The sequence below is a fragment of the Burkholderia sp. AU4i genome, from assembly GCF_000466765.1.
GTDB lineage: Bacteria > Pseudomonadota > Gammaproteobacteria > Burkholderiales > Burkholderiaceae > Burkholderia > Burkholderia cepacia.
The window spans coordinates 32,183-58,327 of sequence record NZ_ASSI01000030.1 but is presented as its reverse complement, the minus strand read 5'-3'; the positions used below and the strand labels follow the sequence as shown (position 1 = coordinate 58,327).

Here is a 26,145-nt window from a genome sequence, read left to right as displayed (position 1 = left end):
CGGGAGACTGGAAGTCGCCAAACACAGTCACACGTTCGAGTCGTGTAGGGCGGCCCAGTCTCGGCACTTGCAGACCTTCACCAGTCCGCCCGCGGTACCCACCTCCCGTCACTCCACCGTAACCGATTTCGCCAGATTCCTCGGCTTGTCGATATCCGCGCCGCGCAAACACGCCGCGTGATACGCGAGCAACTGCAGCGGCACGACGTGCAGGATCGGCGACAACAACCCGTAATAATCCGGCATCCGCAGTACCGACACGCCTTCGCTGTTGTCGATCCGCGTATCGGCGTCGGCGAACACGTAAAGCTGTCCGCCGCGTGCCCGCACTTCCTGCATGTTCGACTTCAGCTTCTCGAGCAGCGCATCGTTCGGCGCGATCGTCGCGACGGGCATCGTGTGCGTCACGAGCGCGAGCGGCCCGTGCTTGAGCTCACCCGCGGGATACGCCTCCGCGTGGATGTACGAAATCTCCTTCAGCTTCAACGCACCTTCGAGCGCGATCGGGTAGTGCAGCCCGCGCCCGAGGAACAGCGCATTCTCGTGCTGTGAGAATTCCGCCGCCCAGCGCTCGATCTGCGGCTCGAGCCCAAGCACCTCCTCGAGCGCGCCGGGCAGCCGCCGCAATTGCATCGTGTAGCGCGCGAGCTGCGCATCGTCGACATAGCCGCGCAGCCGCCCGAGCGTAACGGCGAGAATGAACAGCGCGACGAGCTGCGTCGTGAATGCCTTGGTCGACGCGACGCCGATTTCCGGGCCGGCCCGCGTCAGGAAGCGCAGTCCTGCCTGCCGCATCATCGCGCTGGTCGGCACGTTGCAGATCGCCAGCGTATCGATATGGCCGAGCGCCTGCGCATACTTCAGCGCGGCGAGCGTGTCGGCGGTCTCGCCCGATTGCGACACGCTCACCACCAGCGTATTCGGCATCGCGAGCGCGTCGCTGTAACGGTATTCACTCGCGATCTCGACCTGGGCCGGCAAGCGCGCGATCGTTTCGAGCCAGCGGCGCGCGGTCAGGCCGGAATAGTGGCTCGTGCCGCACGCGAGAATCAGCACGTTGTCGATCTGCTCGAACGCGCGCGCGGCGTCGGGGCCGAATACGGCCGGATCGAACAGCCCCGCATCCGGAATGGTCGCGGCCACGGCCTGCGGTTGCTCGAATATCTCCTTCTGCATGAAATGCCGGTACGGCCCGAGTTCGACCGCGGCCTGCGCGGACGAAATGGTCTGTACCGCACGCTCGACCGGTGCGCCGCCGCGATCGAGTATGCGCACGCCGCCCGGCGTCAACTCGACGATGTCGCCTTCCTCGAGAAAGATGAAGCGGTCGGTGATGCCGGCGAGCGCGAGCGCATCGGATGCAAGAAAGCATTCGCCATCCGTCACGCCGACGACGAGCGGCGAGCCGACCCGTGCGCCGATCAGCCGCTGCGGCTCGTGCTTGCTGAACACCGCGATCGCGTACGCACCGTGAAGTTGCGACGTTGCCGCGCGCACGGCGGCGAGCAGGTCGCCGCGATACTTGCTGTGGATCAGGTGCGCGACGACCTCGGTGTCGGTCTGGCCGTCGAATTCGTAGTGCGCGTCGGAAAGTTGCTTGCGCAACGTTTCGTGGTTCTCGATGATGCCGTTGTGCACGAGCGCGATTTCGTCGCGCGAGAAGATCGGATGCGCGTTGCAGGTGGCCGGCGCGCCGTGCGTCGCCCAGCGCGTGTGCGCGATGCCGGTGCTGCCGGTCAGGCCGGCGGTACGCACGTGCGCGTCGAGATCGGCGACGCGCGACACGCTGCGCTCGCGGCGCGCGTGGCCGTCGACGACCGTCGCCACGCCGCATGAATCGTAGCCGCGATATTCGAGGCGACGCAAACCTTCAATCAGAATCGGGACGATGTCCCGTTGCGCGACTGCGCCGACGATGCCACACATGACACGTCTCCTTCCCGTTTAGTCATCATGGACCGCACGCGCCGTTGCGTCAGCGCGATGCGGTTGCCGTTGCCGTTGCCGCCGCCGTCGTGAGCCCGCATCGAGCGGGTATGACGGGATCGGCCATCCGGCTTTCGAATGCCAGATAAAGCGACTCCTCCAGTACGTTCCAGTGCGCGCCGTGCCGGTATGGCCCCGATCGCGCTTGCCAGCAGGCAACCGTGCTCCAATCGTTCATCTTGACCGCGACCAGCGCGATCAGGCTCCACGGGTAGTCGGTGTTGGCAAGTTGCTGCCAGCTCTTGCCGTACTTCCGAATCCACCGTGCATAGATCGCCTCGCCGGATTGTTCGGGAACCTGAATACCGGACAGGAGCGGGAGGATCTGCGCGATCTTCGCCGGATAAAAACTCGCATCGCTGACCTGCTGCGTGCTGGCGCGAAAACCGGATGCCGTGCCGCGCCAGAACACCTTCAGGATCGCGGAGGCAAGCTGGTCGGCGCGCAGGCTCCACGGGCCCGCATGCGTGTAGTCGGCGCGCCGGACGTAGTACGCCTCGAGTGCCTGGAACGCGCTGTGTACCTCGACGTTGTCCATCAGCAGCGCGACGTGCAGCGAAGACGAGATCTGATACACGCCGGAGGGCTTGTCGAGCAGCGTCTCCAGATGCATGGCGGCGCGGTTCAGGCTGAGTTCCCACGCGGTGGGCAAGCCGCCGGGCGGCGCGAAGCGGGCGAGCAATTCGATCCAGGTCGCCATCATCGCGTCGTCGGTTTCCGCTTCGGCACATGAGCGGTAGCGGCCGTCCTTCACGCAGTAGCGATCGAAGCCGCCATCCGGGCGCTGGCGCGGCAGCAACCATGCGATCCACGCGAGTGCGGCCTGACGGGCGTCGAGTTGCGCGTCGGACGCGGCGAGCAGCGCTTTTGCCGCGAAATACGGATCGATGCCGACGCCGTTCAGGCGCACGGTGATCGCACCGTCGGTGCGCTGGTACAGCCCTTCGAGCCGGAGTTCGGCGGCGCTCGCGTGCAGTGCGAAGCCGCACGCGGCGAGACAGCAGGCGACGTGCCACAGGCGGCACAGCGCGATGGTGGCCGCGACGTGCGAGCGTGCGGTCGGGGAAAGCGCGGGCCGTTTCATGTGCTGGGCTCCTGCGCGGGGTCCTGTGCAATCGTCGCCGGGCGCGGCGTTGGCCGCGTCGCGCCCGGCAAGCGTGTCGATGTTGCGGCTCGGTTCACGGTGATGCGGGTGAACCCGAGGCTCATACCGGGATGTGCGTCCACGAGGCAGTTCCCTGCATCGGAGCCTGAACCTGGCTCGCGGATCGCGCATTGCAACGGGACACGTCGGCACGTGCGGTGCGCGGGAGCGCTGGTCTTTCGCTCCCGGCGGACGTGCCGCGTTTCCTCCCGGCTTCGTTGCTTGGGCGTCCCCGTTCGTCCGCTGTCCGGCGCGTGTTTCGAGGTACACCTGACTGTCATTAAGCAAGGCGTGAGCCATCGGCCGCGATGCCGCGCGCAGCAAGGGGCAGGCACGAAGGCCGGGGGCGTGGCGCGGACGGCGGCGGCGGATTTTGATTCATCGAAGAATCAGCCCGCGTGCGACCGGGATTGCAGCGCGCACATGCGATGCGTCCAGCGAATTGTCTGTCGAACGTGTGCCGCGCTGGCAGCGTGACTGTGCGCGGCGATGCGCGCCGTGTCGTTCGTTGTGTGCGCATCGGCCGGGGTGCCGATGCGACTCATGCAGGCGCATGCGCTGCATGGACCGCGCATCGATGTATCCGCCCCGTTTCGGATCAGCGTTACACATTCGCAACATTTCGCATGCATCGATTCGTGCGACGTGAAGGACGTTGCATGTCGGTTAAATCCCTCGTGCGGGAGCGCGGACGAGCGGCCGATTGCGCCGCCCGCTGCACAGACAAAAGTGGCGGATCGAGTAAGCGCAACGCGCTTCGACAGATCCGCGAGATCCGATGCGAAACGAACGTGCGACACGCGTCCGTGATTCGTCGGACGACGACGCTGAAGGGGCGATGAAACTGCCCGGATTTTTGCCTGTATCGCGCTCGACCGGCGGTGCGACACACGTAGCAGTTGTGAAACATTTCATCGTGCGTCGCGTGTGCGCGGTGCATGCGGTGCGAACCGGACACGGCCGCAGTACGACTGGTTTGAATATTGCTGTAGTGGAGGGGACGTGACGAACGGACGTGACGCCTGGCCAAGCGAGGAACGACTCATGACGTGACTGATCAAGTGCAACGAGACGCCGGTAGTACGACGATTCGCGTGGCGCAGACCACGTGGACAGGGCGGCGCGCTCGCTCCGCGACACTGCAGCGTGTCGATCGCGTGCGAGTACGGAAGGTGCCGTCTGAATACATGCTTCGCGCCACGAGCAGGGTCATTCAGCGCGATATGGGTCAACGAGGATAACGATGAAAAAGATTTTGCTTGTGTTCGGGACTCGGCCGGAGGCCATCAAGATGGCACCGCTGGTGCGTGAATTAAAAGCACAGGCCGGTGTCGACGCCAGGGTATGCGTGACCGCGCAGCACCGCGAAATGCTCGATCAGGTGCTGACGCTGTTCGACATCAAGCCCGACTACGATCTCAACGTGATGCGGCAAAGCCAGACGCTGACCGACGTGACGACCGGCATTCTGCAGGCAATCGGCGTCGTCTTCGACGAGTTGCGCCCGGACGTCGTGCTGGTGCACGGCGATACGACGACCACGCTCGCGGTCAGTCTGGCGGCGTTCTACCGTTATTTGCCGGTCGGGCATGTGGAGGCCGGCCTGCGTAGCGGCGACATCTGGTCGCCGTGGCCGGAGGAGTTGAACCGCCGCGTGACCGACGCCGTATCGTCGTGGCATTTCGCGCCGACCGGGCAGGCACGCGACAACCTGCTCAGCGAGGGCGTGCCGGGCGGGGCGGTCGTGCTGACCGGCAATACCGTGATCGATGCGCTGCACGAGGTCAAGCGCATGCTGGACTGCACGACGGCGCTGACGGAGAAGGTCGCCGGACAGTTTCCTTTTCTCGAGCCGTCGCGGCGCGTGGTGCTGATCACGGGCCATCGACGCGAAAGTTTCGGCGAGCCGTTCCAGAATTTCTGCGAGGCGCTGTGCACGCTCGCGAAGCGCTATCCCGACGCGCAGTTCGTCTATCCGCTGCATATGAATCCGAACGTGCGGGAGCCGGCGCGCGCCCGGCTCGGTCACATGCCGAACATCTACCTGATCGAGCCGCAGGAATATCTTTCGTTCGTATTCCTGATGTCGCGCGCGCATTTCATCATCACCGATTCGGGTGGCATTCAGGAAGAAGGGCCCGCGTTGGGCAAGCCGGTGCTCGTCACGCGCGAGACGACGGAGCGGCCCGAGGCGATCCAGGCCGGTACCGCGCGGCTCGTCGGTACCGATCAGGAGCGGATCGTGTACGAAGCGTCGCGTCTGTTCGACAGCGAGAGCGCTTACGGGGAGATGGCGCGCGCGAGCAATCCGTACGGCGACGGCCATGCGAGCGAGCGGATCGTTCACGCGCTGATGCGGAATTCGGGCGTACCCACGAAAGCGACGAGTTTTTCGATGGGGGCGGCGGAAATGCCGTTCAACGCGCTCACGCTGGGGTTGCAGGCGTTGAGGTCGCGGTGAGCATCGCGGCGCGCTAGCGTTCGAACCACGCGTTGCAATCGCGGGACGATCCGGTCCGGCCGGGAGGCCGGCCGGACGTTTGCGTTTGCGCGCTCGATCATTTCCGGTTTCTCGGCCCGCTGATTGCACAGGGCGGGTCTGGTCGTCCGGTTTTTGCTACCGTCGTACCGAAGCGCCCGGCGAACGTGGACAGTCGCTGCGCAAGAACGGGAGCGAACCGCCTGCGGCCGCGCATCGAAACATCGATACCTGAGAATCACCCGCCCGCCTCTCCGGCAAGCGTGACCGGTCGCGACCCGCCATCTCCGGGCAAATTTCCCGCTCCGATTACCTGAAACGCCCGAATCCCCGCGATCCGACGGCAAATCCGAAATGGTTCGATAATGCGGATCGGCGATCCATGCGGACGAGCGAGCGGCCGGGAATTCGTTGCCACGTTGCGCAGGCAACCGGGCCGCAGCATCGTTTGCAGCATCCGCCGGGCCGTGCCTGCAGGCAACACGGCCCACGACACGGCGCCCTGCCTGGTTGTTCGGAATGTGCGCCGCGCCGTTCGAATCCCCACCCGATGCCTGCCCGAAGCGGGCATCGCAACCAGGAGGTGAACGATGATCACGCTGACCGTCAACGGTAGCGAGCAGCACTTCGACGGCAATCCCGACATGCCGTTGCTCTGGTATCTGCGCGATGTTCTCGGCCACACCGGCACCAAGTTCGGCTGCGGGATGGCACTGTGCGGCGCGTGCACCGTGCACGTCGACGGCGTCGCGATCCGGTCGTGCATCACCCCGGTCGCGGCCGCTTCCGGCAAGCGCGTGACGACGATCGAGGGCCTGTCGACCGATCTGACCCATCCGCTGCAGCAGGCGTGGCAGGAACTGAACGTCGCGCAGTGCGGCTACTGCCAGTCCGGGCAGATCATGCAGGCCGCGTCGTTGCTGAAGACGAATCCCCATCCGACCGACGCCGACATCGACGATGCGATGTCCGGCAACATCTGTCGCTGCGGCACCTACACGCGCATACGCGCGGCGATCCGCCTGGCCGTGCGCCGCGGAGGTGCCGCATGAGCGCGCCCGAACTCTCCGTCCGTAACGAAAGCCGTCGCGCGCTGCTGCTCGGCTTTGCGTCCGGCGGGTTGCTGCTCGTGTTCGGCGTGCCGTCGCTCGTGCGCGCGGCCGTGCCGAACCAGCCGCCCGTCAGTGCAGATCCGCGATATGGCGGCGCGGGAATGCCGCACGGGTTGCGCGACGATCCGCACCTGTTCGTCGCGATTGCACCCGACGGCACGGTCACGGTGACCTGCATCCGCTCCGAGATGGGGCAGGGTGTGCGCACGAGCGTCGCGCTCGTGGTGGCGGACGAACTGGGCGCGGACTGGGCGCGCGTGAAGGTCGCACAGGCCGTCGGCGACGAGCCGCGCTACGGCAACCAGAACACCGACGGCTCGCGCAGCCTGCGCCAGAGCTTCGCCGCGTTGCGCCGCGCGGGCGCGGCGGCGCGCACGATGCTCGAACAGGCTGCCGCCGCGGCGTGGGGCGTCGATGCGCGGCAGGTCAAGGCAACCGTGCATGAGGTCGTCGACATGAAGAGCGGACGCAAGCTCGGCTTCGGCGAACTGGCGGCGAAAGCGGCCGCGTTGCCGGCACCCGATACGGCGACGGTGCCGCTGAAAGCGCCAGCCGAATTCCGCTATATCGGCAAGGGCGAAACGGCGTTGATCGACGGATGCGACATCGTCGCCGGCCGCGCGCACTACGGGATCGACACGCGGCTCGACGGCATGCTGTACGCGGTCGTCGCGCGCCCGCCGGCCTACGGGGACACGATGGCGTCGTTCGACGCGTCGGCGGCGGAGAATCTGCCGGGTGTCGTCAAGGTCGTGCTGCTCGCGTCGACGCCGCTGCCGTCCGGCTTCCAGCCGCTCGGCGGCGTGGCCGTCGTCGCGCGCGACACGTGGACGGCGATCCAGGCACGCGCGCAACTGAAGATCGACTGGAAGCACGGGCCCAATGCGAACTACGATTCGGCCGCGTACCGGAAGACGCTGGAAGCGGCTGCGGCGCAACCGGGCGACGTGATCCGCAACGACGGCGACGCGGCGGCGGCGCTGGCCGGCGCCGCGAAACGCGTGCGTGCGACCTACTACATCCCGCATCTCGCACACGCGACGATGGAGCCGCCCGCGGCCGTCGCGCGCGTGGCGGACGGCCGATGCGAAGTGTGGACCTGTACGCAGGCGCCGCAGACCACGCGCGACGAGGTCGCGAAGGCGCTCGGGTTGCCGGGCGAGCGCGTGACGGTCAACGTGACGCTGCTCGGCGGCGGTTTCGGCCGCAAGTCGAAGCCCGACTACGTGGTGGAGGCGGCGCTGCTGTCGAAGGCGGTTGGTGCGCCGGTCAAGCTGACGTTCACGCGCGAGGACGACCTTGCGCACGACTACTTCCATGCCGTGTCGCTCGAAGCGTTCGACGGCGGGATCGATGCGTCGGGGAAAGTGGTCGCGTGGCAGCATCGCACGGTTGCGCCGTCGATCCAGTCGACCTTTAGGGCCGGCGTCGTGCACGAGCAGCCGGGCGAGCTGGCGCAGGGGATCGCGGACCTGCCGTTCGCGATCCCGAACGTGCGGATCGAGAATCCGGCCTCGCAGGCGCACACGCGGATCGGCTGGTTCCGCTCGGTCTACAACATCCCGCATGCGTTCGGAATCCAGAGTTTCGTGTCGGAGCTGGCGCACGCGGCCGGTCGCGACCCGAAGGATTTCCTGCTCGAACTGATCGGGCCCGCGCGGCGTTTCGAGCCGCACATCACGGTGAAGAACGTGAACTACGGCGAGGATCCGGCGCTGTATCCGGTCGACACAGGGCGGCTGCGGCGCGTGGTCGAGACGGTCGCGCGCGAGGCGGGCTGGGGGCGCAGGCTGCCGAAGGGGCACGGGCTCGGGATCGCCGCGCACCGCAGCTTCGTGTCGTACACGGCGGCGGTGTGCGAGGTGCAGGTCGATGCCGACGGCAAGATCACGGTGCCGCGGGTCGACATCGCGATCGACTGCGGGCCGCAGGTCAATCCGGAGCGCGTACGCTCGCAGCTCGAGGGGGCAGTGGTGATGGGGCTCGGCATCGCGCTGCACGGCGAGATCACGTTCAAGGACGGCCATCCGGAGCAGAGCAACTTCAACGGTTTCCAGGTGCTGAGAATGAACGAGGCGCCGCGTGAAATCCGCGTGCATCTCGTCGCGCCCGACGATTTCGCGACACCGCTCGGCGGCGTGGGCGAGCCGGGCCTGCCGCCCGTCGCGCCCGCGCTGACCAATGCGATCTTCGCGGCGACCGGCACGCGCATCCGCAGCCTGCCGGTTGCCGATCAGCTTGCGAAGCCCCGCGCGGGGTGACGCAATCCCCGGGCCGGGCCGTATCGTGCGGCCCGGTACGCATCCATCCTTGAACAAGGAGTGTCGACGTGGCCTCATCCGATATCAGCGTGAAGCAGGCAGTTTCCCCGACCGAATGGGACGCGCGAGTCAACCTGGCGGCGGCTTACCGCCTCACCGCGCTGTTCGGCTGGGACGATCTCGTGTTCACCCATATTTCCGCGCGCGTCCCCGGCCCGGAGCATCATTTCCTGATCAACCCGTACGGCATGATGTTCGACGAGATCACGGCATCGTCGCTGGTGAAGGTGGATCTCGAAGGACGCAAGGTGTCCGAATCGCCGTACGAGATCAACCCGGCCGGCTTCACCATCCACAGCGCGGTGCACGCGGCCCGCGACGACGCGCTGTGCGTGATGCATACGCATTCGGTCAACGGCGTCGCCGTGTCGGCACAGGAGGGCGGGTTGCTGCCGCTGTCGCAGCAGTCGCTCGGCGTGCTGGCGTCGCTCGGCTATCACGACTACGAGGGCATTGCGCTCAACGAAGGCGAAAAGGCGCGCCTCGTGCGCGACCTCGGCGCCCACACGAACCTGATGCTGCGCAACCACGGCCTGCTGACCGTCGGGGCGACGCCGGCAGACGCGTTCGTCGCGATGTACTTCTTCGAAGCGGCCTGCATGATCCAGGTGCGCGCGCAGGCCGGCGGCACCGCGCTGCTGCCGATCGCACAGCCGATTCTCGACGGCATCAAGCAGCAGATCGCCGCGGTGACGCGCGGCATGGGGGCCGGCGCGCTCGTCTGGCCCGGGCTGCTGCGCCGGCTCGATCGGCGCAATCCGGGGTACACGGACTAGCGCATCCGTCGTTGTTGTTTGCGAACGACCGTGCTAAATTCCTGCCAGCATTCGCAATCACGGAACCCTTCATTCGGCTGACGAAGCCGGCCCCCGGGAGGCAGCACGATGAGCTTGTTGATGTCGCGACGCGATCTCGCGTTCCTGTTGTACGACTGGCTCGATGCGGAGGCGCTCGTCGCGCTGCCGCGCTACGCGGAGCACAGTCGCGAGACGTTCGACGCGGTGCTCGATACCAGCGAGCGGATTGCCGAAGACCTGTTCGCGCCGCATGCGGCACGAGGCGATCGCGAGGAACCGCACTTCGACGGCGAGCGCGTGACGCTGATCCCGGACGTCGAACCGGCCGTGCGCGCCTTCGCGGACGCCGGCCTGATCGCCGCGGGCCACGACGAAGCGCTCGGCGGCATGCGCTTGCCGAAGCTGGTCGAAGCCGCGTCGTTCCTGTTCTTCCAGGCCGCGAACATCGCGACCGCCGCCTATCCGTTCCTGACCGTCGCCAACGCGAACCTGCTCGTCGCGCATGGCACCCCCGCGCAGATCGACGCGTTCGCGCGCCCGGAGCTGGAAGGGCGCTACTTCGGCACCATGTGCCTGTCGGAGCCGCAAGCCGGGTCGTCGCTGTCCGACATCGCGACGCGCGCGGATTTCGAGTGCGACTCGCCGCTCGGCCCGCGCTACCGGCTGACCGGCAACAAGATGTGGATCTCGGGCGGCGAACACGAGTTGACGGAGAACATCGTCCACCTCGTGCTTGCGAAGATCCCCGACGAACACGGCCGGCTGCTGCCCGGCACGCGCGGCATCTCGCTGTTCATCGTGCCCAAGTACCTGCCCGGTACCGACGGCGCCGCGCAGGGCGAGCACAACGACGTGGTGCTCGCCGGGCTGAACCACAAGATGGGCTACCGGGGCACCACCAATTGCCTGCTGAACTTCGGCGAAGGCACGCGCTACCGGCCGGAAGGGCGGGCGGGTGCGATCGGTTATCTGGTCGGCCAGCCGAACCACGGCCTCGCGTACATGTTCCACATGATGAACGAGGCGCGCATCGGCGTCGGCGCGGGCGCGGTGGCGCTCGGCTACACGGGTTATCTGCATGCGCTCGACTACGCGCGGAACCGGCCTCAAGGGCGTCCGCTGGGGCCGGCGGGCAAGGATGCCGCCGCGCCGCAGGCGCCGATCGTCGAGCATCCGGACGTGCGGCGCATGCTGCTCGCGCAGAAGGCCTATGTCGAAGGCGGTCTCGCGCTGATCCTGTACTGCGCGAAGCTGGTCGACGAAGCGCGCGCGCACGACGACGCGACCGTGCGCGCCCAGGCCGGGCGGCTGCTCGACATCCTGACGCCGATCGCGAAAAGCTGGCCGTCGCAGTGGTGTCTCGCGGCGAACGACCTCGCGATCCAGGTGCACGGCGGCTACGGCTACACGCGCGATTACGCGGTCGAGCGGCTCTATCGCGACAATCGGCTCAACCCGATACACGAAGGCACGCACGGAATCCAGGCGCTCGACCTGCTGGGCCGCAAGGTCGCGCAGGACGATGGCGCGCTGCTGCGCGCACTCGACGGGAGAATCGGCACGAGCGTCGAACGCGCGCGGGCGCTCGATGCCGGCCTGCGGGAGCAGGCCGATGCGCTGGCGCGGCGCTGGTCGCGGCTGGTCGACGTCACGCGACAGCTCGGCGCGATCGGCGATCAGCAGGCGCGGCTCGCGAACGCGAGTGTCTATCTGGAAGCGTTCGGCCATCTCGTCGTCGCGTGGCTGTGGCTCGACGTGACGCTCGCCGCGCACGGGCAAGCCGGCGATTTCCACGACGGCAAGCGTGCGGCCGCCCGCTACTTCTTCCGCTGGGAGTTGCCGAAAGTGGACGCACAGCTCGATCTGCTGTCGAGCGTCGACACGACGACGCTCGACATGCACGACGCGTGGTTCTGAACGTAGCCGCACCGACATTCCGGAATGCTGACGATATCGCGAAGGCCGGTTCGGATGGCCGTCGCCCACGCGTCGTGAACCGGGCGCGCGGGAGTATCCCGCAAACCGCATCGATGCGCGGCCACGCCGCGCAAGGAGAGAGAAGCGCATGAAAGCCCTGTTGTGTACCGCATTTGGCCCGATCGACAGCCTGCGCATCGAAGACGTCGCGATTCCCGAACCGGCGGCCGGCCAGGTCCGGGTCAACGTGAAGGCCGCGTCGCTCAATTTCCCCGACGCGCTGATCGTCCAGGGGTTGTATCAGGTGAAGCCGGCGTTGCCGTTTTCGCCGGGCGCCGAGTTTGCCGGCGTGATCGACGCGGTCGGCGACGGCGTTACCGCATGGCGGCCCGGCGATTCGGTGGTCGCGTTCACGGGGCACGGCGGGTTCGCGCAGCAGTGCGTGGCCGATGTGCGCCAGATCGCCCCGTTGCCGCCGGGGATGACGTTCGAGCAGGGCGCGGCGCTCGTGCTCGCGTACGGCACGTCGCTGCACGCGTTGCAGCAGCGTGCGCGACTGCAGGCGGGCGAGACGCTGCTCGTCCTGGGCGCGGCGGGTGGCGTCGGGCTCGCTGCGATCGAGATCGCGAAGGCGCTCGGCGCGCGCGTGATCGCGGCGGCGTCGAGCGCGGACAAGCTCGCGCTCTGCCGCGAAGCCGGCGCGGACGAGACGATTGACTATGCGACCGAAGACCTGCGCCGCCGCGTGGACGAACTGACCGGCGGGCGTGGCGCCGATGTCGTCTACGATCCGGTGGGCGGCGCCTACACCGAGGCGGCGCTGCGCGCGACCGCGTGGCGCGGCCGGTTCCTCGTCGTCGGGTTCGCGGCCGGCGAGATTCCGAAGATCGCGCTGAACCTCGCGCTGCTCAAGGAGCGCGACATCCTCGGCGTGTTCTGGGGCGATGCGGTGCGCCGCGACCCGGCGCAGCATGTCGCGAACATGCGCTTGCTGGCGGAATGGTTCGCGGCCGGCAAGGTGCGGCCCGCGATCACCGAGCGCGTGCCGCTGGCCGGCGCGACCGACGCGATCGCGCGGATGGCGAACCGGCAGGTGAAGGGCAAGGTGGTGATTCTGCCGGACGCGTGACTACGGTATGGCGCGTCGCGGCGAAATGCGCGCCACGACGGCCGCGTGCGCCGGCGCGACCCCCGGTGCAGCCGAGCCGGTGGCCGCCGCGCGCACCCGGCTCAGTCCTTCGGCAGGCGCAGCGTGTCGAGCGCATGCTGAGAAAACTCGACCCAGAACCGCTCGTTCGCAATGCCGGCCTGCAGCACCAGATGCTGCAGGCGCTTCGTGCGTGAATCGTCGGGCGTCGAAAAATCGCGCGCCTCGATCTGCAGATAGAGATCGAGCTTTTCCTGGTGAAGCGCGATGCGCCGCCTGATTTCGTCCTCGAGGCCGGCCGGCCCGAGCACCGCTTCCGCGCGCAGGCGCACCATCAACGCTTCGCGCAGCGGCGTCGGATCTTCCGGTTCGGCGATCCAGCGCCGCAGCTCCTTTTTGCCGGCCGGCAGGATCCGGTACGCGCGCTTGCGGCCGCGCCCCGATTCGGCGGGCAGCGATTCGATCCAGCCCGTTTCCTCGAGGCGCCCCAGTTCGCGGTAGATCTGCTGGTGCGTGGCCTGCCAGAAATAGCCGATCGAGCGATCGAAGCGGTCGGCGAGCTCGGACCCCGAACCGGGACGTTCGGCGAGCGCGGTGAGGAGTGCGTGAGGCAGGGACATGTCGGATCGGCGGAGGCAGCGGAATGAACCGCATCTTGCCATATCGGGGCCACAGTACAAGTCGCGGGTCACGTTTATGCAACTTGTTGCGTAAACGAACGCGGTGAACTACCATCTGTGCAACTTGTTGCATAAAAATGGAGACGCCCGATGGCATCCCGCTATCCGCATTTGACGACCCCGCTCGAACTGGGCTTCACGTCGCTCAGGAACCGAGTACTGATGGGGTCGATGCATGTCGGCCTCGAAGAGGCGCCGCACGGATTCGAGCGAATGGCGGCGTTCTATGCGGAGCGCGCGCGAGGCGAGGCCGGCCTGATCGTCACGGGTGGTTTCGCGCCGAACGAGCGCGGCCGTCCGGCGCCGGGCGGCGCGATGCTGACGACCGAAGCGGAAGCCGAACGCCATCGCGTCGTGACGCGCGCGGTGCATGCGGAGGGCGGCAGGATCGCGCTGCAGATCCTCCACTTCGGGCGCTACGCATATCACCCGGCGCTCGCCGCGCCCAGTGCGCTGAAAGCGCCGATCAACCGGTTCACGCCGCATGCGCTGAGCGGCGACGAAGTCGACGAGACGATCGCCGATTTCGTCCGATGCGCGGCGCTTGCGCAGCATGCGGGCTACGACGGTGTCGAGATCATGGGGTCCGAGGGTTACCTGATCAACGAGTTCATTGCCGCGCGCACGAACCATCGCGACGACGCGTGGGGCGGTGCCTACGAGAATCGCATCCGTTTCGCGGTCGAGATCGTGCGGCGCGTGCGCGAGCGGGTGGGCAAGAACTTCATCGTCATCTACCGGCTGTCGATGCTCGATCTCGTCGAAGGCGGCTCGACGCTCGACGAGGTGATCCGGCTCGCGCAGGCGATCGAGGCGGCCGGCGCGACGATCATCAATACCGGCATCGGCTGGCACGAGGCGCGCATACCGACCATCGCGACCAAGGTGCCGCGCGCCGCGTACGCATGGGTCACGCGGCAATTGATGGGCAAGGTCGGCATCCCGCTCGTGGCGACCAACCGGATCAACACGCCGGAAGTCGCCGAACAGCTGCTCGCCGACGGCTATTGCGACATGGTGTCGATGGCGCGGCCATTCCTCGCCGACGCCGAATTCGTGCGCAAGGCGCGGGAAGGGCGCGCGGACGAAATCAACACGTGCATCGGCTGCAACCAGGCGTGCCTCGACCATACGTTCAGCGGCAGGATCACGTCCTGCCTCGTGAATCCGCGCGCCTGCCACGAAACCGAGCTCGTGATCCGCCCCGCACGGCAGCGCAAGCGCATCGCGGTGGTCGGTGCCGGCCCGGCGGGCCTCGGTTTCGCGGTCACGGCGGCCGAGCGCGGCCACGCGGTGACGCTGTACGAAGCGGGTGCCGAGATCGGCGGCCAGTTCAACATCGCGAAGAAGGTGCCCGGCAAGGAAGAGTTCAACGAAACGCTTCGTTACTTCCGCCGGCAGATCGAGCTGCGCGGCATCACGCTGCACGTCAATACGCGCGCGAGCGCCGAGATGCTGCTGCAGGGCGAATTCGACGAGGTGGTGATCGCGACGGGCATCGTGCCGCGCACGCCGCCGATCGACGGCGTCGGGCATCCGAAGACGCTCGGTTATCTCGACGTGCTGCGCGACGACAAGGCCGTGGGCCGCAGCGTCGCGATCGTCGGCGCCGGCGGCATCGGTTTCGACGTCGCGGAATATCTGGTTCATCGCGATGGCGGCGAACAGGTGGACGCCGACCGGTTCTTCAACGAATGGGGCGTCGATCGATCGTATGCGAGCGCCGGCGGGCTGGGCCGTGCGCAACCCGAGCCGGCCGCGCGGCAGGTGCATCTGCTGCAGCGCAAGGCATCGAAGATCGGCGACGGGCTCGGCAAGACCACCGGGTGGATCCACCGCACGGCGCTGAAGGCGCGCGGCGTCGGCATGTCGACGGCGGTGACGTACCGTCGCATCGACGACGAAGGATTGCACGTGACGATCGACGGCGTCGAACAGACGCTGCCGGTCGACAACGTGGTGATCTGCGCGGGGCAGGAGCCGTCGCGCGAACTGGCGGAGCAACTGCAGGCCGCGGGATGCCGCGTGCATCTGATCGGCGGCGCACACGAGGCCGCCGAACTCGATGCGAAGCGTGCGATTCACCAGGGCACGACGCTGGCCGCGACGCTTTGACGCCGATTCGTTTCTTTTCCGTCCGATGAGTCAGGAGACTTCGATGACACACGCACCGCTGCAAGTTCATCCCGCCGTCGCGAAATCGCTCGACGCGTGGCATGCGATGATCGACAACAAGGATTTCAGTACACTCGAATCGATCGTTCACCCGGATGCGGTGTTCCGTTCGCCAATGGCGTTCAAGCCGTACGGGCCGGCACCCGCGCTGTTGATGGCGCTACGCACGGTGATCACGATCCTCGAGAATTTCGTCTATTACCGCCCGTTCGTCACCGACGACGGCCTGAGCGTGGTGCTGGAATTCAGCGCGAGCGTCGGCGACAAGGCGCTGAAGGGGATCGACATGATCCGCTTCGACGAAGAAGGGCGGATCGTGGAATTCGAAGTGATGATCCGGCCGTTCAATGCGCTGCAGGCGCTCGGTACGGAAATGGGCGCGCGGGTCGGGCAGCAGTTGCCGGCGTTCAAGGTTGGCAGTTGAAGCGGGTCATGATTGCGCAACTGCGCGCGTATCCCGGTTCGGCCGGCCGTCGTGAACGGATGGCGAAGTACGCCTTCACGCACGTGGAAATCGACGGCGTCGCGGCAAGCGGCGACGCGACGTCGTCATGCCTGATGCCCCGCGCGGTGTCGACCGTCGGCACGGCCGGCACCGCATGCGTCTTCACACCACTGCCGCCCGCGCCAGCCGCTCGGCGAACCAGTCGCAGACGAGCGCGGTGCGCTCGGACGCGTGGTTGTAGATCGTGTGCTCGCCGTCCGGCCAGACCTTGAGCGTCGCATCGCCGGACGTCGCGGCATCGAGAAACGGCTGTTGATCGTCGATCCGGATCAGCGGATCTTCACCGCCGTGCAGCACCAGCAGCGGACACACGATACGGTCGCGTTCGGACGAGAAACTCATCCGCGCGAAGTTCGCCGCCACGGCATCGGGATCGTCGTTGCCGAGCATCGCCGCGGCCTGCTCGACGAACGTGCGGAACGGCAGCAGCGTCGGCGCCGCGAGCGCGCCGTTCACGCAGCAGGCCGCGATCCGTCGGTCACTCGCGGCAGTCGACGCCGCCCACAACCCGCCGATGCTGTTCCCCCAGATACCGATCGGCCCGGGCACATGATCGGCGACGTGATCGACGAAGCGCCGATAGGCGGCGCTCATGTCGACGTCGACGAAGATCCGCTGTTCGAGCCGCGTCTCGCCCTGGCCCGGCCCCTCGGCGAGCAGCGTGGCGAGGCCGCGTGCCGCGAGTGCGCGCGCGATCGGCCAGTACGCGAAGCCCCAGCCGCTCTGGCCGCCGAACACGATCACGGTGCCGCGTACGTGCTCCGCCGGCGGCCGCACCAGCCAGCCGATCAGGCGCGCATCGCCGAACGGCGCTTCGACACGTTCGATGCGCTTGTCGGACCAGCGCGCGAGGCCGTGCGATGCGTCGACGAGCCGCGCATAGAGCGCGCGCTTGCGCGGCACGTCGTGGTTGAACGCCATCTGCGCGAACAGCAGGTTCGCGATGGCCATCGCCTGCGCGTCGGCGGCCGTGACCCGGTGGCCGGCATCCGCCGCCTGCGCGGCGCGCGCGAGCTGCGCGTCGGCCAGCGCTTCGGCCGCGACGTCCCAGGGTTCGCCGGTGGACGTGCGGGCGTGCAGCGCGGTTGCGTCCGCGTAGTCCATCCCGCAATCGAGCAGGCGCGTGACGGGCATCGCGCGCTGCAGCGACAGCGCGAACGGTGACAGTTCGGTCGTCATGCGTCGGTCTCCTTCACGATGCGTGGGTGACGGCTGCCGAAGCTGCCGAAGCCGCGGCAGGCTCGCTCGAAACGGCGGACCAGTGCAGTGTGTCGCGCAGCGCGTCGACGAGCGCTCCGAGATCGCGCAGGTCGGTCACCGAACCGAACACGATGAAATCGGGCCGCTTGATATACGCGGCGATGCCGTGCGCGTGCATGAACGCGTGCTGCTCGCCGTCGAGATCGACCACGGCATCCGGCGCGCACACGTCGTCGGCCAGCACGGCCACGTGACAGCCGAGCTGCGCGAGGAATGCGCGTTGCGCGTCGTCGAGATGGCGGGCAGGGTGCTCGCGCGTGACGAGCTGGAAACCCTGGCCGACCACGTCGTCGAAACGGCCCTCGGCCGCGCCGCGCCTCGCGCGGCCTTGCGGGGCCGGTGCACCCGTCGACGGCAGCAGCGTGCCGTCGGCTTGCGCGTGCACGATGCCGTGGCCGAGCTTCGGGAACGGCGGCATCGGCGGCATGTTGCCGGAGCGGAACGCCGCGTCCCGTTCGGCGACCTTGTGCGGATCGTCCTCGTTGACGACCTGCCCGAGAAACAGCGACATCTGCGTGATCGCCGTCACGTGCGGGCGGCGCTCGGCTTCGTAGGTGTCGAGCAGGTCGGCGGACGCGCGCCCGGTCAGCACCAGGTCGAGTTTCCACGCGAGGTTGATGCCGTCGCGCATGCCGGAGCACGCGCCTTGTCCCATGTACGGCATCATCGTGTGCGCCGCATCGCCCGCGAGCAGCACGCGGCCGGCGCGCCAGCGTTCGGCCATGCGCGTCTCGAACGTGTAGACGACGTGCCGCAGCAGCTTCAGGTCGTCCGGGCCGTAGCCGTAGTGGTCGTTGAGCCACTTCCAGCCGGCTTCTTCCGTTTCCCATTCGGCCGTCGATTCGTTCGGCAGCACGCGCAGCTCGAAACGCGTGCGCTTCGTGCCGATCGGCATGTGCATGTACGCGCGCGCCGGATCGCAGTAGATCGTCGTGCGCGCGCAGCCGTCGCCGAGATCGCGCTTGTTTTCCGAATCGAGATTGAGCCAGCGTTCGTTGTAGCCGAAATCGGAGCGTTCGATGCCGAGCGTGCGGCGCACGAGGCTGTTCGCGCCGTCGGCGCCGATCACGTAGCGCGCACGAAAAACGCGCGGCCTGTCGGTCCATTGCGCGTCCTGGGCGCAGCGAGACGGATGCGCGGTCAGCGTCACGCCGTCGTCGTCCTGCTGCAGCGTATCGACTTCCCAGCCGCGCAGGATCGTCACGTTCCTGAAGGCGCTGGCGCGTGTATCGATCGCGTCCTCGATGTCGGGCTGGTAGATCGAGATGTGCGCGGGATAACCGCATGCGCGGCCGGTCCAGTTCAGTTCGAGCAGCAGGTCGCCGTTCGCGTCGCAGTAGTGATAGGTGTCGACTGCCTTCGCGTTGCGCAGCGCGTGATCGACGTCGGCACTGGCCTGCACGATGCGGGCGGTTTCGCCGTCGATGTGCGTGAGGCGCGGCAGGCCGTAGGGCGTCGGCCAGCGTTCGAGGACGATCACGCGATGGCCGGCGCGGCCCAGCATCGATGCGGCGACGAGGCCGGTCGGGCCGTAGCCGACGATCGCGACGTCGCAGTGTTCGGCGGTGCTGTCGCCGTGCGCGCTCGATTCGGTATTCATGTGGGGTGTCTCCATGACTGTGGCGTTTGTTGGATTGTCGTGTGTTCGATTCAGCGCGCGGTCGTGCCGGGCAGGTTGCCGTCGAACGCGTCCTGCAGCAGCGCGCGCAGGCCGTCGCGTTCGATCGGGCGAGGGTTCCAGTACGGATTGGCGGTCGCGAGATCGGCCGCGCGATCGAGATCGGCTTCCTGCATGCCGATCGCCTTCAACGAGACGGGCGCGCCGTTGTCGAGCGCCAGTGCATAGAGGCCGCGCGCCGCGTCGTTCGTGCCGATCGCGCGGGCGATGCGCTGCATCGCGTCCGGCGCGTGCGCCGCGTTGTACGCGAGCGCATGCGGCAGCACGACCGTATGGGTCGGCGCGTGCGGCAGGTTGAAGCTGCCGCCGAGCGTATGACAGAGCTTGTGGTGCAGCGCCATGCCGACGTTGCCGAGCACCATCCCGCACAGCCACGCGCCGTAAAGCGCGTCGCCGCGTGCGCCGAGATCGGCGGTGTCGCGACGCACGCCGGGCAGGCCGCGCGCCAGCGCGCGGATTCCTTCCTCGGCGACGAGGCTCATCACCGGGTTCGCGTTGTTCGCGTAGAGACCTTCCGCTGCGTGCGCGATCGCATTGAGCCCGCTCGTCACGGACAGCTCGACGGGCAGCGTGACGGTGAGCGCGGGATCGTAGATCACCGTTTTCGGCAGGACGCGCGCGTCGGAGCCCGTGCGCTTGATGCCGCCTTCCGTCAGGCCGTAGATCGGGGTCATCTCGCTGCCCGCATACGTCGTCGGGATGGCGAGGATAGGCAGGCTGCTTTCGAGCGCGATCGCCTTGCCGAGGCCGATCGTCGAGCCGCCGCCGATCGCGATCGCGCAATCCGCACCGCACGACCGGGCGAACGCCTGCGCATCGCGGGCGATTTCGATCGGCACGTGCATCGTCGCCCGATCGTACAACCCGGCCGCGCGCGCGCCGAGCCGCTCGACGATGTATTGCGCGAGGTCGCGCTGCTCCGGCGTGCAGAGCACGAGCGCACGCTGCGCGCCCAGTTCCAGCACTTCGCGTTCGAGATGGTCGAGGCTGCCTGCGCCGAAGATCACGCGTGCGGGGCGTGCGTGGTAAATGAAATTCATGTCGTCGTCACTCCATTGCGTAGTCGACCTGGTGGCGCGCGATGCGCAGGCCGGCCAGTGTGTCGCGTACGCGTGCGTGTTCGGGATGCGTCGTGTATCCGTCGAGCGCTTCGCGCGACTCGAATTCGGCGACGAGTATCAGGTCGCACGCGTAATCGGCCGCGCTGAAATCCGCGCCGACCTCGAGGTGCGTCATGCCTGGAATCCGGCCGCGCAGGCTTTCGAATGCACGCTTCACGCTGACGCGTGCCGCCGCGCGTTCGCTGTCGGTTTCGCCTGCGACGTTCCACATCACGACGTGCCGGATCATGCGCCGCGCCCGGCGGGATTGAGCACGAAGTCGTAATCGAGCGTGTAGAACGGCGTGTCCATGCGCGAACCGTCCGGCGCGATGCCGGGCGCGTGCCGCACCCAGTCGGCGACGAGCGTCGACCGTACGCCGAATACCGCGTCGGAGTCGAGATAACGATCGCCGTCGCGAAACACGTGCGTGATCAGCGTTTCGTAACCGCGCGCCGCGATCATGAAGTGCAGGTGCGCCGGGCGCCACGGATGACGGCCGAGCGCGTCGAGCATGGCGCCGACGGGGCCGTCGTGCGGAATCGGATACGGTTCGGCGAGGATCGAGCGGAACGCGTAACGGCCGTCGGCGCCGGTGTGCAGCCGGCCGCGCGCGCGATGCGTGACCGAACCGTCGTCGGCCGGCAGTTGGACGTCGTAGCGCCCGTCCTCATCGGCTTGCCAGACTTCCAGCGACGCGTGCGCGACCGGCATGCCGTCGATGCTGCGCACATGGCCGGAGACGAAGCAGGGTTCGCCGCATGCGCCGTTCGCGATGTCGTCGAACATCCCGAAGTCGCGGCTGCCTTCGACGTAGAACGGGCCGAATACGGTCGCCTCCGTGCAGCCGGCCGGCTTCGCATGGTTCTGCGCGGTGACGAGGGTCGACAGCCCGAGCACGTCGGAAAGCAGGATGAATTCCTGGCGCTTGTCGTCGGTAATGTGGCCGACCGCGGTCAGGAAGCCTATCGCGGCCTGCCATTCGGCCTCGGTGAGCCGGGTCTCCCGCGCAAACGAATGCAGGTGCTGGACGAGGCTGGTCATGACCGTGCGCAACCGCTCGTCGCGACAGCCGGAGAGCGATGCGATCACGGCCTGCGTGATGGTGTCTTCGTTGAGATTGCGCATGGGGTTGTCTCCTGATGTCGTTGGATGGCGCGTTGACGTAACATTAATTCCTCCCCGGATCGTAAAAAAGATGGTTTGGAGGAGTTTTGTTCTCCGCCAAGTGGAAGAATCCAACGCATGGACAAGTGGACGCAGATCGAATTTTTCGTGCAGGTCGCCGAGCTGGGGAGCCTGTCGAAGGCCGCCGAGCGGCTCGGCATGTCGAGCGCGGCGGCGAGCCGCTGCCTGAATGCGCTGGAGGAGCGGCTGGGGGCGCGGCTCGTCGAGCGGACCACGCGCCGCCTGTGGCTGACCGACGCGGGGCACGAATACCACCGGCGCTGTGTCGCAATCCTGACGGAGCTGTCGGAGGCCGATGCGGCCGTCAACGAAACGAGCGTCAATCCGGCCGGCACGCTGCGCGTGACCGCTTCCGTATCGTTCGCGTCGATCTATATCGCGCCGGCGTTGCCGGAGTTTCACCGGCGCTACCCGAACCTGAAGGTGCAGATCATCGCGGCGAACCGCTACCCGGATTTCATCGAGGCGGGCATCGACGTGGCGATCCGCACGCGCGAGCATGAAGCGGATTCGGGCATCACCGTGCGCAAGCTCGCCGAGACACGGCGCGTGCTGGCCGCGTCGCCCGGGTATCTGGCGAAGCACGGCGCGCCGGCGACACCCGATGCGCTGTGCGACCACCGGTTGCTGGTCTACAACCTTGCGAACGATCCGTACGCGCTGCATTTCCGCCGCGGCGCGAAGAAGCAGTCGGTCACGATCAAGAGCGTGCTCGATGCGAACGAAGGGCAGGTGATCCGCGCGGCGGCGCTTGCCGGGCTCGGCATCCTGATCCAGCCGCTCTACATCATCCACGAGGATATCGTCGCGGGGAAGCTGGTGCCGGTGCTCACCGACTGGCAACTGCCGGCACTCACCGTCAACATCGCGTACCAGAGCCGTCGTCACCAGCCGGCGAAGATCCGTGTCTTCACCGAATTCCTGATCGAGCGTTTCGAACGCCTCGGGCTCGCGCGCAAATGGAAGGAAGTCGGCCGCTGATCGCGGGTCGTCGCCGCACCGCCGCGCATTTCTCCGTGTAACGAAGAACTGTTCTCCTGAAGGTCGTCTTTTTCGCCGCTGTCGTGCGCTTTACATTGCGTCTCCCCGGGCCTGCGATGCCCGGCCCGCGATGACACGATAACAATCCGGTCTGGAGACGACATGAAATTCACCTTGCGACGGGTACCCTTGGCATTCCTGATCGTCGGCGCCATGCAGGTTCCGGCGTCGGCCACGGAGAACGGGCAGATCAGCTATCCGTTCGGCGTCAACACCGTGCTGAACGGGCTGCTTCCGCCGCCCGGCAACACGCAGTACTTCAACTACGCGCTGTACTCGGTATCGAACCGGTTTGCCGGGCCGGACGGCGGCAGCGCGGTGCCGGGCTTCCACCTGAGCGTCGTCGCGGAAACGCCGCGCGTGGTCCACACCTGGGGCGCGACGTTCGGGCCGTTCTCGCTGTCGAGCAGCGCGATCGTGCCGATCGTGCACCTGCACCTGTCGACGCCGAGCGGTACGGGAAACCGCACGTCGCTCGGTGACGTGATCCTCGAGCCGTTCATGATCAACTACGCAAACGCATCGAAGACCTTCTTCGCGTTCTTCTCGCCGTCGTTCGCGGTGCCGAGCGGCGCGTATGCGGCGAACCGGATCGCGAACACGGGGTTGAACACGTATGCGTTCCTGCCGTACGTCAGCACGACCTGGTTTCCGGGTCGCGACTGGGAGATCTCGACGACCACGCTGCTGGAGCTGAATTCGCCGAACCATGCGACGCGGTACCACTCGGGTGCGGTGGCCGTGCTCGATTACCTGGTCGGCTATTCGATCGACCGGCGCGTGCAGGTCGGCGTGCAGGGCACGTTCCTGAAGCAGTTCACCGACGATACGCAGGACGGCATCAAGGTCGCGTCGGACGGTTTTCGCGGGCAGTCGGTCGCGCTCGGCCCGCAGCTGCGTTACATGTGGGGGCCGGCGTCGGGCGTGGTCGTGAAATACCAGCACGAGTTCGCGGTGCGCAACCGGCCGCAGGGCGACAAGCTGTGGGTGCAGTTCAGTTTTCCGATCTAGGCGGCGACGTTGCGCCGGCCGGTCGCGGCGTGCGTCATGGGCGCGAGTGGCCGGTCGACGAGGGCCGGCGCGCTTTTGCGATTGCGTTCGCATCGCGGCGTCGAAACCGGCATGCCTCGGGCAACTGCCTTCCCGGCGGCCGACGCGGTCGTGTCGTCGCCACGTGAGCCGGAGTACCGGCCGATTTATCCAGGGATGCTGCCGCTGCGACCCGTCGCGGGTCCCAGCCGCGAGCCGGGCGTACTGATCCACGAATCCTGACAAAACCCTGACGGGATAAATTGATATAACGTATCATCCGACGTTTGGATCGACGGCTGTCCGAGGCTGTCGGGCAAGCCACGTGCGACGAAACCACACGAAGACCGATACGAAGTGACGAAGACGAAACACAGGCGGGCGCGCGACGCGCGGCTGCACGCCGGCTCGCGCCGGTACGACGGGGGATGGCGCTCGCGTGCCGCGTATGGTTGCGCAACCTGGGTGGGGTGTGCGATGGCGACGTCCGCCGCGCTTGCCGCGGAAGCGGCCGCACCTGCACCCGACGACCGCCATGCGCTGCCGGCGATCAACGTCAGCGCGCGATCCGCACCGGCCGACCCGCTGACCCGACCGCTCGAGACGGGCTCGCGGCTCGGGCTGGCAAGTCTCGATACGCCGGCAAGCGTCGAGTCGGTCACGGCCGACACGATCGAGGCGCGCGGCGATCGCACGGTGCTCGACGCGGTGACGCGCACCGCGGGGTTCGCGAGTGCGATGGCGCCCGGTACCGGCGGCACTGCCTTGAGCGTGCGCGGTTTCAGTGGGCAGGAATCCGTGATGACGCTGCTCGACGGCGTGCGGCTGATGCCGGCGGCCGGCACGATCACCTTTCCGTTCGACACGTGGTCGGTCGAGCGCATCGAGGTGCTGCGCGGCCCGGCGTCGGTGCTGTATGGCGAAGGAGCGATCGGCGGCGTCGTCAACGTGGTGCCGAAGCGGCCGCAGCGCACGCGCGAGACGACGCTGCAGGCCGGCGTCGGTGCCGACGGCGCGAAGCGCTTTGCGTTCGATACGACAGGTGCGCTCGGCCCGCGGCTGTCATATCGCTTCTACGCGAGCGATGCACGCGCGAACGGCCTCGCCGAGCGGGCCGATACGCATGCGACGGCCGTCGGCGGCGCGCTGAAATTCGACGTGAGCCCGAAGCTCACGCTGACGCTCGACTTCGACTACGGCCGCCAGATGCCGGCGACCTACCATGGCGTGCCGGCACCGAACGGCGTGCTCGATCCGTCGCTGCGCAAGCTCAACTACAACGTCGGCGATGCGACGATTGCCTACTACGACCAGTGGACGCGCCTGTCGGCCCGCTACCGGCCGACGGCCGGCGTGACGATCGACAACCAGCTCTACTACCTGACGTCGAACCGTCACTGGCGCAATGCCGAATCGTATGCGCTCGACACCGCGACGGGTCTCGTCACGCGCGGCGACTATCTCGACATCGGCCATCACCAGCGGCAGATCGGCGATCGGCTGAGCGCACGCTTTGACGGCACGCTGTTCGGCCGCGCGAACCGTTTCGTCGTCGGCACCGAATTCAGCCAGGTCACGTTCAGTGGTACCAACAATTCGCCGTATGGCGGCGAATCGACGGTGCCCGCGCACGGCTTCGATCCCGGCGTGTTCACGAGCCCCGACCCGACGGTGCCGCAGTTCAGCACGCGGGCACGGCAGGCGGCGGTGTTCGCTGAGAACCGGCTCGACGTGCTGCCGCGGCTCGCGTGGGTGAGCGGCCTGCGCTACGACCACATCGCGTTCAGCCGCGAGCAGGCCGCGACCGGCGCCGGCTTCGACAAGCGCTTCGCGAACGTCGGCTGGCGCACGGGCTTCGTGTTCGAAGTCGCGCCGACGCTCAGCGCGTATGCGCAGTACACGACGGGCGCGGAAGGGCTCGGCTCGCTGTTGACGCTGTCCGCGTCGCAGGCGAACTACCGGCTCGCCACCGGCGAACAGTGGGAGGCCGGCGTCAAGCAGACGCTGCTCGACGGCCGCGCCTACTGGACCTTCGCCGTGTACGACATCACGAAGCGCAACCTGCTCGGCACCGATCCGTTCAATCCCGCGCTGCGCCAGCAGGTCGGCCGGCAATCGTCGCGCGGCATCGAGCTGACGGGCGGCGCGCGGCTGCCGCACGGCTGGACGGTCGACGCGAACGTCGCGCTGCTGCGCGCGCGTTATGACGAGTTCAGCCAGAAGGTCGGCAGCGCGACGGTGTCGCGCGCCGGCAATGCGCCGGCCAACGTGCCGCAGCAGACGGCGAACCTGTGGCTCGGCTGGGCGTTTGCCGAGCGCTGGCAGGCGAATGCGGGCATGCGTTACGTCGGCGCGACGTACGGCGACGACGCGAACCGCATACAGGTGCCGTCGTACACGGTGTTCGATGCGTCGCTGCGCTGGCAGCCGACGGCGCGCACCGAGCTTGCGCTGTACCTGCGCAATCTCGCGAACCGCACGTACGCGGTGACGACGTCGAACGGCGGCGAGCAATGGCTGCTCGGCCCGTCGCGCTCGGCGGAGCTCGTCGCGACGATGCGCTTCTAGTGCGGCGCGGCGAGCCTC

General features: G+C 67.5%; 19 protein-coding genes. 11 read left to right on the top strand and 8 right to left on the bottom strand.

Annotation, left to right across the window (positions count from 1 at the left end; genetic code table 11):
- Positions 1 to 108: 108 nt before the first annotated feature.
- Both glmS and L810_RS04825 read right to left on the bottom strand, forming a co-directional pair.
- Positions 109 to 1,926, bottom strand: coding sequence for a glutamine--fructose-6-phosphate transaminase (isomerizing) (gene glmS, locus L810_RS04830; RefSeq protein WP_021157245.1), 1,818 nt, complete (start codon positions 1,924 to 1,926; stop codon positions 109 to 111).
- Between the two features lie 49 nt (positions 1,927 to 1,975).
- Positions 1,976 to 3,070 carry a hypothetical protein gene (locus L810_RS04825; protein ID WP_021157244.1) on the bottom strand — a complete coding sequence of 365 codons (1,095 nt, stop codon included), beginning with the start codon at positions 3,068 to 3,070 and terminating at the stop codon, positions 1,976 to 1,978.
- A 1,303-nt stretch (positions 3,071 to 4,373) separates the two neighbouring features.
- On the opposite strand from L810_RS04825, the gene wecB reads away from it, so the two are divergent.
- The 6 genes from wecB to L810_RS04795 all read left to right on the top strand — a co-directional run bounded on the left by wecB (position 4,374) and on the right by L810_RS04795 (position 12,885).
- Positions 4,374 to 5,591: a non-hydrolyzing UDP-N-acetylglucosamine 2-epimerase gene (gene wecB / locus L810_RS04820; RefSeq protein WP_021157242.1), complete on the top strand. Its 1,218-nt coding sequence runs from the start codon at positions 4,374 to 4,376 to the stop codon at positions 5,589 to 5,591.
- A 608-nt stretch (positions 5,592 to 6,199) separates the two neighbouring features.
- Positions 6,200 to 6,661 (top strand): (2Fe-2S)-binding protein, encoded by a 462-nt coding sequence (locus L810_RS04815; protein WP_021157241.1) that lies wholly within the window; start codon positions 6,200 to 6,202, stop codon positions 6,659 to 6,661.
- Entirely contained in the window at positions 6,658 to 8,982 is a 2,325-nt protein-coding gene (locus L810_RS04810) for a xanthine dehydrogenase family protein molybdopterin-binding subunit (RefSeq protein ID WP_021157240.1), read from the top strand. The genes L810_RS04815 and L810_RS04810 overlap by 4 nt, the downstream gene beginning before the upstream one ends.
- A 68-nt stretch (positions 8,983 to 9,050) precedes the next feature.
- Entirely contained in the window at positions 9,051 to 9,818 is a 768-nt protein-coding gene (locus L810_RS04805; protein ID WP_021157239.1) for a class II aldolase/adducin family protein, read from the top strand.
- 108 nt (positions 9,819 to 9,926) lie between these two features.
- Positions 9,927 to 11,756: an acyl-CoA dehydrogenase gene (locus L810_RS04800; RefSeq protein WP_042973232.1), complete on the top strand. Its 1,830-nt coding sequence runs from the start codon at positions 9,927 to 9,929 to the stop codon at positions 11,754 to 11,756.
- Between the two features lie 148 nt (positions 11,757 to 11,904).
- The gene (locus tag L810_RS04795; protein WP_042973230.1) at positions 11,905 to 12,885 is read left to right on the top strand and encodes an NADPH:quinone oxidoreductase family protein; all 981 of its coding nucleotides are present in this window, start codon (positions 11,905 to 11,907) and stop codon (positions 12,883 to 12,885) included.
- Positions 12,886 to 12,986: 101 nt separating this feature from the next.
- Here the strand turns inward: L810_RS04795 and L810_RS04790 are convergent, their stop codons facing one another.
- Positions 12,987 to 13,523 (bottom strand): PadR family transcriptional regulator, encoded by a 537-nt coding sequence (locus tag L810_RS04790; protein ID WP_021157238.1) that lies wholly within the window; start codon positions 13,521 to 13,523, stop codon positions 12,987 to 12,989.
- 150 nt (positions 13,524 to 13,673) lie between these two features.
- Here L810_RS04790 and L810_RS04785 point away from each other — a divergent pair, with 150 nt between their 5' ends.
- Both L810_RS04785 and L810_RS04780 read left to right on the top strand, forming a co-directional pair.
- Positions 13,674 to 15,698 carry an oxidoreductase gene (locus tag L810_RS04785; RefSeq protein ID WP_021157236.1) on the top strand — a complete coding sequence of 675 codons (2,025 nt, stop codon included), beginning with the start codon at positions 13,674 to 13,676 and terminating at the stop codon, positions 15,696 to 15,698.
- Between the two features lie 43 nt (positions 15,699 to 15,741).
- Positions 15,742 to 16,182, top strand: a complete 441-nt coding sequence (locus L810_RS04780; protein WP_021157235.1) for a nuclear transport factor 2 family protein — start codon at positions 15,742 to 15,744, stop codon at positions 16,180 to 16,182.
- A gap of 183 nt (positions 16,183 to 16,365) precedes the next feature.
- On the opposite strand, the gene L810_RS04770 is transcribed toward L810_RS04780, so the two are convergent.
- The 5 genes from L810_RS04770 to L810_RS04750 are packed head-to-tail and all read right to left on the bottom strand — an operon-like array spanning position 16,366 to position 21,429.
- Complete coding sequence (locus tag L810_RS04770; protein WP_021157234.1) at positions 16,366 to 17,442, bottom strand: alpha/beta hydrolase family protein; 1,077 nt, start codon at positions 17,440 to 17,442, stop codon at positions 16,366 to 16,368.
- 13 nt (positions 17,443 to 17,455) lie between these two features.
- The gene (gene mhpA, locus L810_RS04765; RefSeq protein ID WP_021157233.1) at positions 17,456 to 19,123 is read right to left on the bottom strand and encodes a bifunctional 3-(3-hydroxy-phenyl)propionate/3-hydroxycinnamic acid hydroxylase MhpA; all 1,668 of its coding nucleotides are present in this window, start codon (positions 19,121 to 19,123) and stop codon (positions 17,456 to 17,458) included.
- A gap of 50 nt (positions 19,124 to 19,173) precedes the next feature.
- Positions 19,174 to 20,241 carry a maleylacetate reductase gene (locus L810_RS04760; protein WP_021157232.1) on the bottom strand — a complete coding sequence of 356 codons (1,068 nt, stop codon included), beginning with the start codon at positions 20,239 to 20,241 and terminating at the stop codon, positions 19,174 to 19,176.
- A gap of 7 nt (positions 20,242 to 20,248) precedes the next feature.
- A complete protein-coding gene (locus tag L810_RS04755; protein WP_021157231.1) occupies positions 20,249 to 20,551 on the bottom strand; it encodes a Dabb family protein in 303 nt (100 codons plus the stop codon).
- The gene (locus L810_RS04750) at positions 20,548 to 21,429 is read right to left on the bottom strand and encodes an intradiol ring-cleavage dioxygenase (RefSeq protein WP_021157230.1); all 882 of its coding nucleotides are present in this window, start codon (positions 21,427 to 21,429) and stop codon (positions 20,548 to 20,550) included. Before L810_RS04750 ends, L810_RS04755 begins: the two co-directional genes overlap by 4 nt.
- 117 nt (positions 21,430 to 21,546) lie before the next feature.
- On the opposite strand from L810_RS04750, the gene L810_RS04745 reads away from it, so the two are divergent.
- The 3 genes from L810_RS04745 to L810_RS04735 all read left to right on the top strand — a co-directional run bounded on the left by L810_RS04745 (position 21,547) and on the right by L810_RS04735 (position 26,127).
- Positions 21,547 to 22,470: a LysR family transcriptional regulator gene (locus L810_RS04745; protein WP_021157229.1), complete on the top strand. Its 924-nt coding sequence runs from the start codon at positions 21,547 to 21,549 to the stop codon at positions 22,468 to 22,470.
- Between the two features lie 162 nt (positions 22,471 to 22,632).
- Positions 22,633 to 23,541 (top strand): SphA family protein, encoded by a 909-nt coding sequence (locus L810_RS04740; RefSeq protein WP_021157228.1) that lies wholly within the window; start codon positions 22,633 to 22,635, stop codon positions 23,539 to 23,541.
- A gap of 495 nt (positions 23,542 to 24,036) precedes the next feature.
- Positions 24,037 to 26,127 carry a TonB-dependent receptor gene (locus tag L810_RS04735; RefSeq protein ID WP_021157226.1) on the top strand — a complete coding sequence of 697 codons (2,091 nt, stop codon included), beginning with the start codon at positions 24,037 to 24,039 and terminating at the stop codon, positions 26,125 to 26,127.
- Positions 26,128 to 26,145: the final 18 nt, after the last annotated feature.

Excerpts from the sequence above, each read along its gene's own strand:
- glmS (WP_021157245.1), bottom strand. The coding sequence starts at position 1,926 with ATGTGTGGCATCGTCGGCGCAGTCGCGCAACGGGACATCGTCCCGATT.
- L810_RS04825 (WP_021157244.1), bottom strand. The coding sequence starts at position 3,070 with ATGAAACGGCCCGCGCTTTCCCCGACCGCACGCTCGCACGTCGCGGCC.
- wecB (WP_021157242.1), top strand. The coding sequence starts at position 4,374 with ATGAAAAAGATTTTGCTTGTGTTCGGGACTCGGCCGGAGGCCATCAAG.
- L810_RS04815 (WP_021157241.1), top strand. The coding sequence starts at position 6,200 with ATGATCACGCTGACCGTCAACGGTAGCGAGCAGCACTTCGACGGCAAT.
- L810_RS04810 (WP_021157240.1), top strand. The coding sequence starts at position 6,658 with ATGAGCGCGCCCGAACTCTCCGTCCGTAACGAAAGCCGTCGCGCGCTG.
- L810_RS04800 (WP_042973232.1), top strand. The coding sequence starts at position 9,927 with ATGAGCTTGTTGATGTCGCGACGCGATCTCGCGTTCCTGTTGTACGAC.
- L810_RS04795 (WP_042973230.1), top strand. The coding sequence starts at position 11,905 with ATGAAAGCCCTGTTGTGTACCGCATTTGGCCCGATCGACAGCCTGCGC.
- L810_RS04790 (WP_021157238.1), bottom strand. The coding sequence starts at position 13,523 with ATGTCCCTGCCTCACGCACTCCTCACCGCGCTCGCCGAACGTCCCGGT.
- L810_RS04785 (WP_021157236.1), top strand. The coding sequence starts at position 13,674 with ATGGCATCCCGCTATCCGCATTTGACGACCCCGCTCGAACTGGGCTTC.
- L810_RS04780 (WP_021157235.1), top strand. The coding sequence starts at position 15,742 with ATGACACACGCACCGCTGCAAGTTCATCCCGCCGTCGCGAAATCGCTC.
- L810_RS04770 (WP_021157234.1), bottom strand. The coding sequence starts at position 17,442 with ATGACGACCGAACTGTCACCGTTCGCGCTGTCGCTGCAGCGCGCGATG.
- mhpA (WP_021157233.1), bottom strand. The coding sequence starts at position 19,123 with ATGAATACCGAATCGAGCGCGCACGGCGACAGCACCGCCGAACACTGC.
- L810_RS04760 (WP_021157232.1), bottom strand. The coding sequence starts at position 20,241 with ATGAATTTCATTTACCACGCACGCCCCGCACGCGTGATCTTCGGCGCA.
- L810_RS04755 (WP_021157231.1), bottom strand. The coding sequence starts at position 20,551 with ATGATCCGGCACGTCGTGATGTGGAACGTCGCAGGCGAAACCGACAGC.
- L810_RS04750 (WP_021157230.1), bottom strand. The coding sequence starts at position 21,429 with ATGCGCAATCTCAACGAAGACACCATCACGCAGGCCGTGATCGCATCG.
- L810_RS04745 (WP_021157229.1), top strand. The coding sequence starts at position 21,547 with ATGGACAAGTGGACGCAGATCGAATTTTTCGTGCAGGTCGCCGAGCTG.
- L810_RS04740 (WP_021157228.1), top strand. The coding sequence starts at position 22,633 with ATGAAATTCACCTTGCGACGGGTACCCTTGGCATTCCTGATCGTCGGC.
- L810_RS04735 (WP_021157226.1), top strand. The coding sequence starts at position 24,037 with ATGGCGACGTCCGCCGCGCTTGCCGCGGAAGCGGCCGCACCTGCACCC.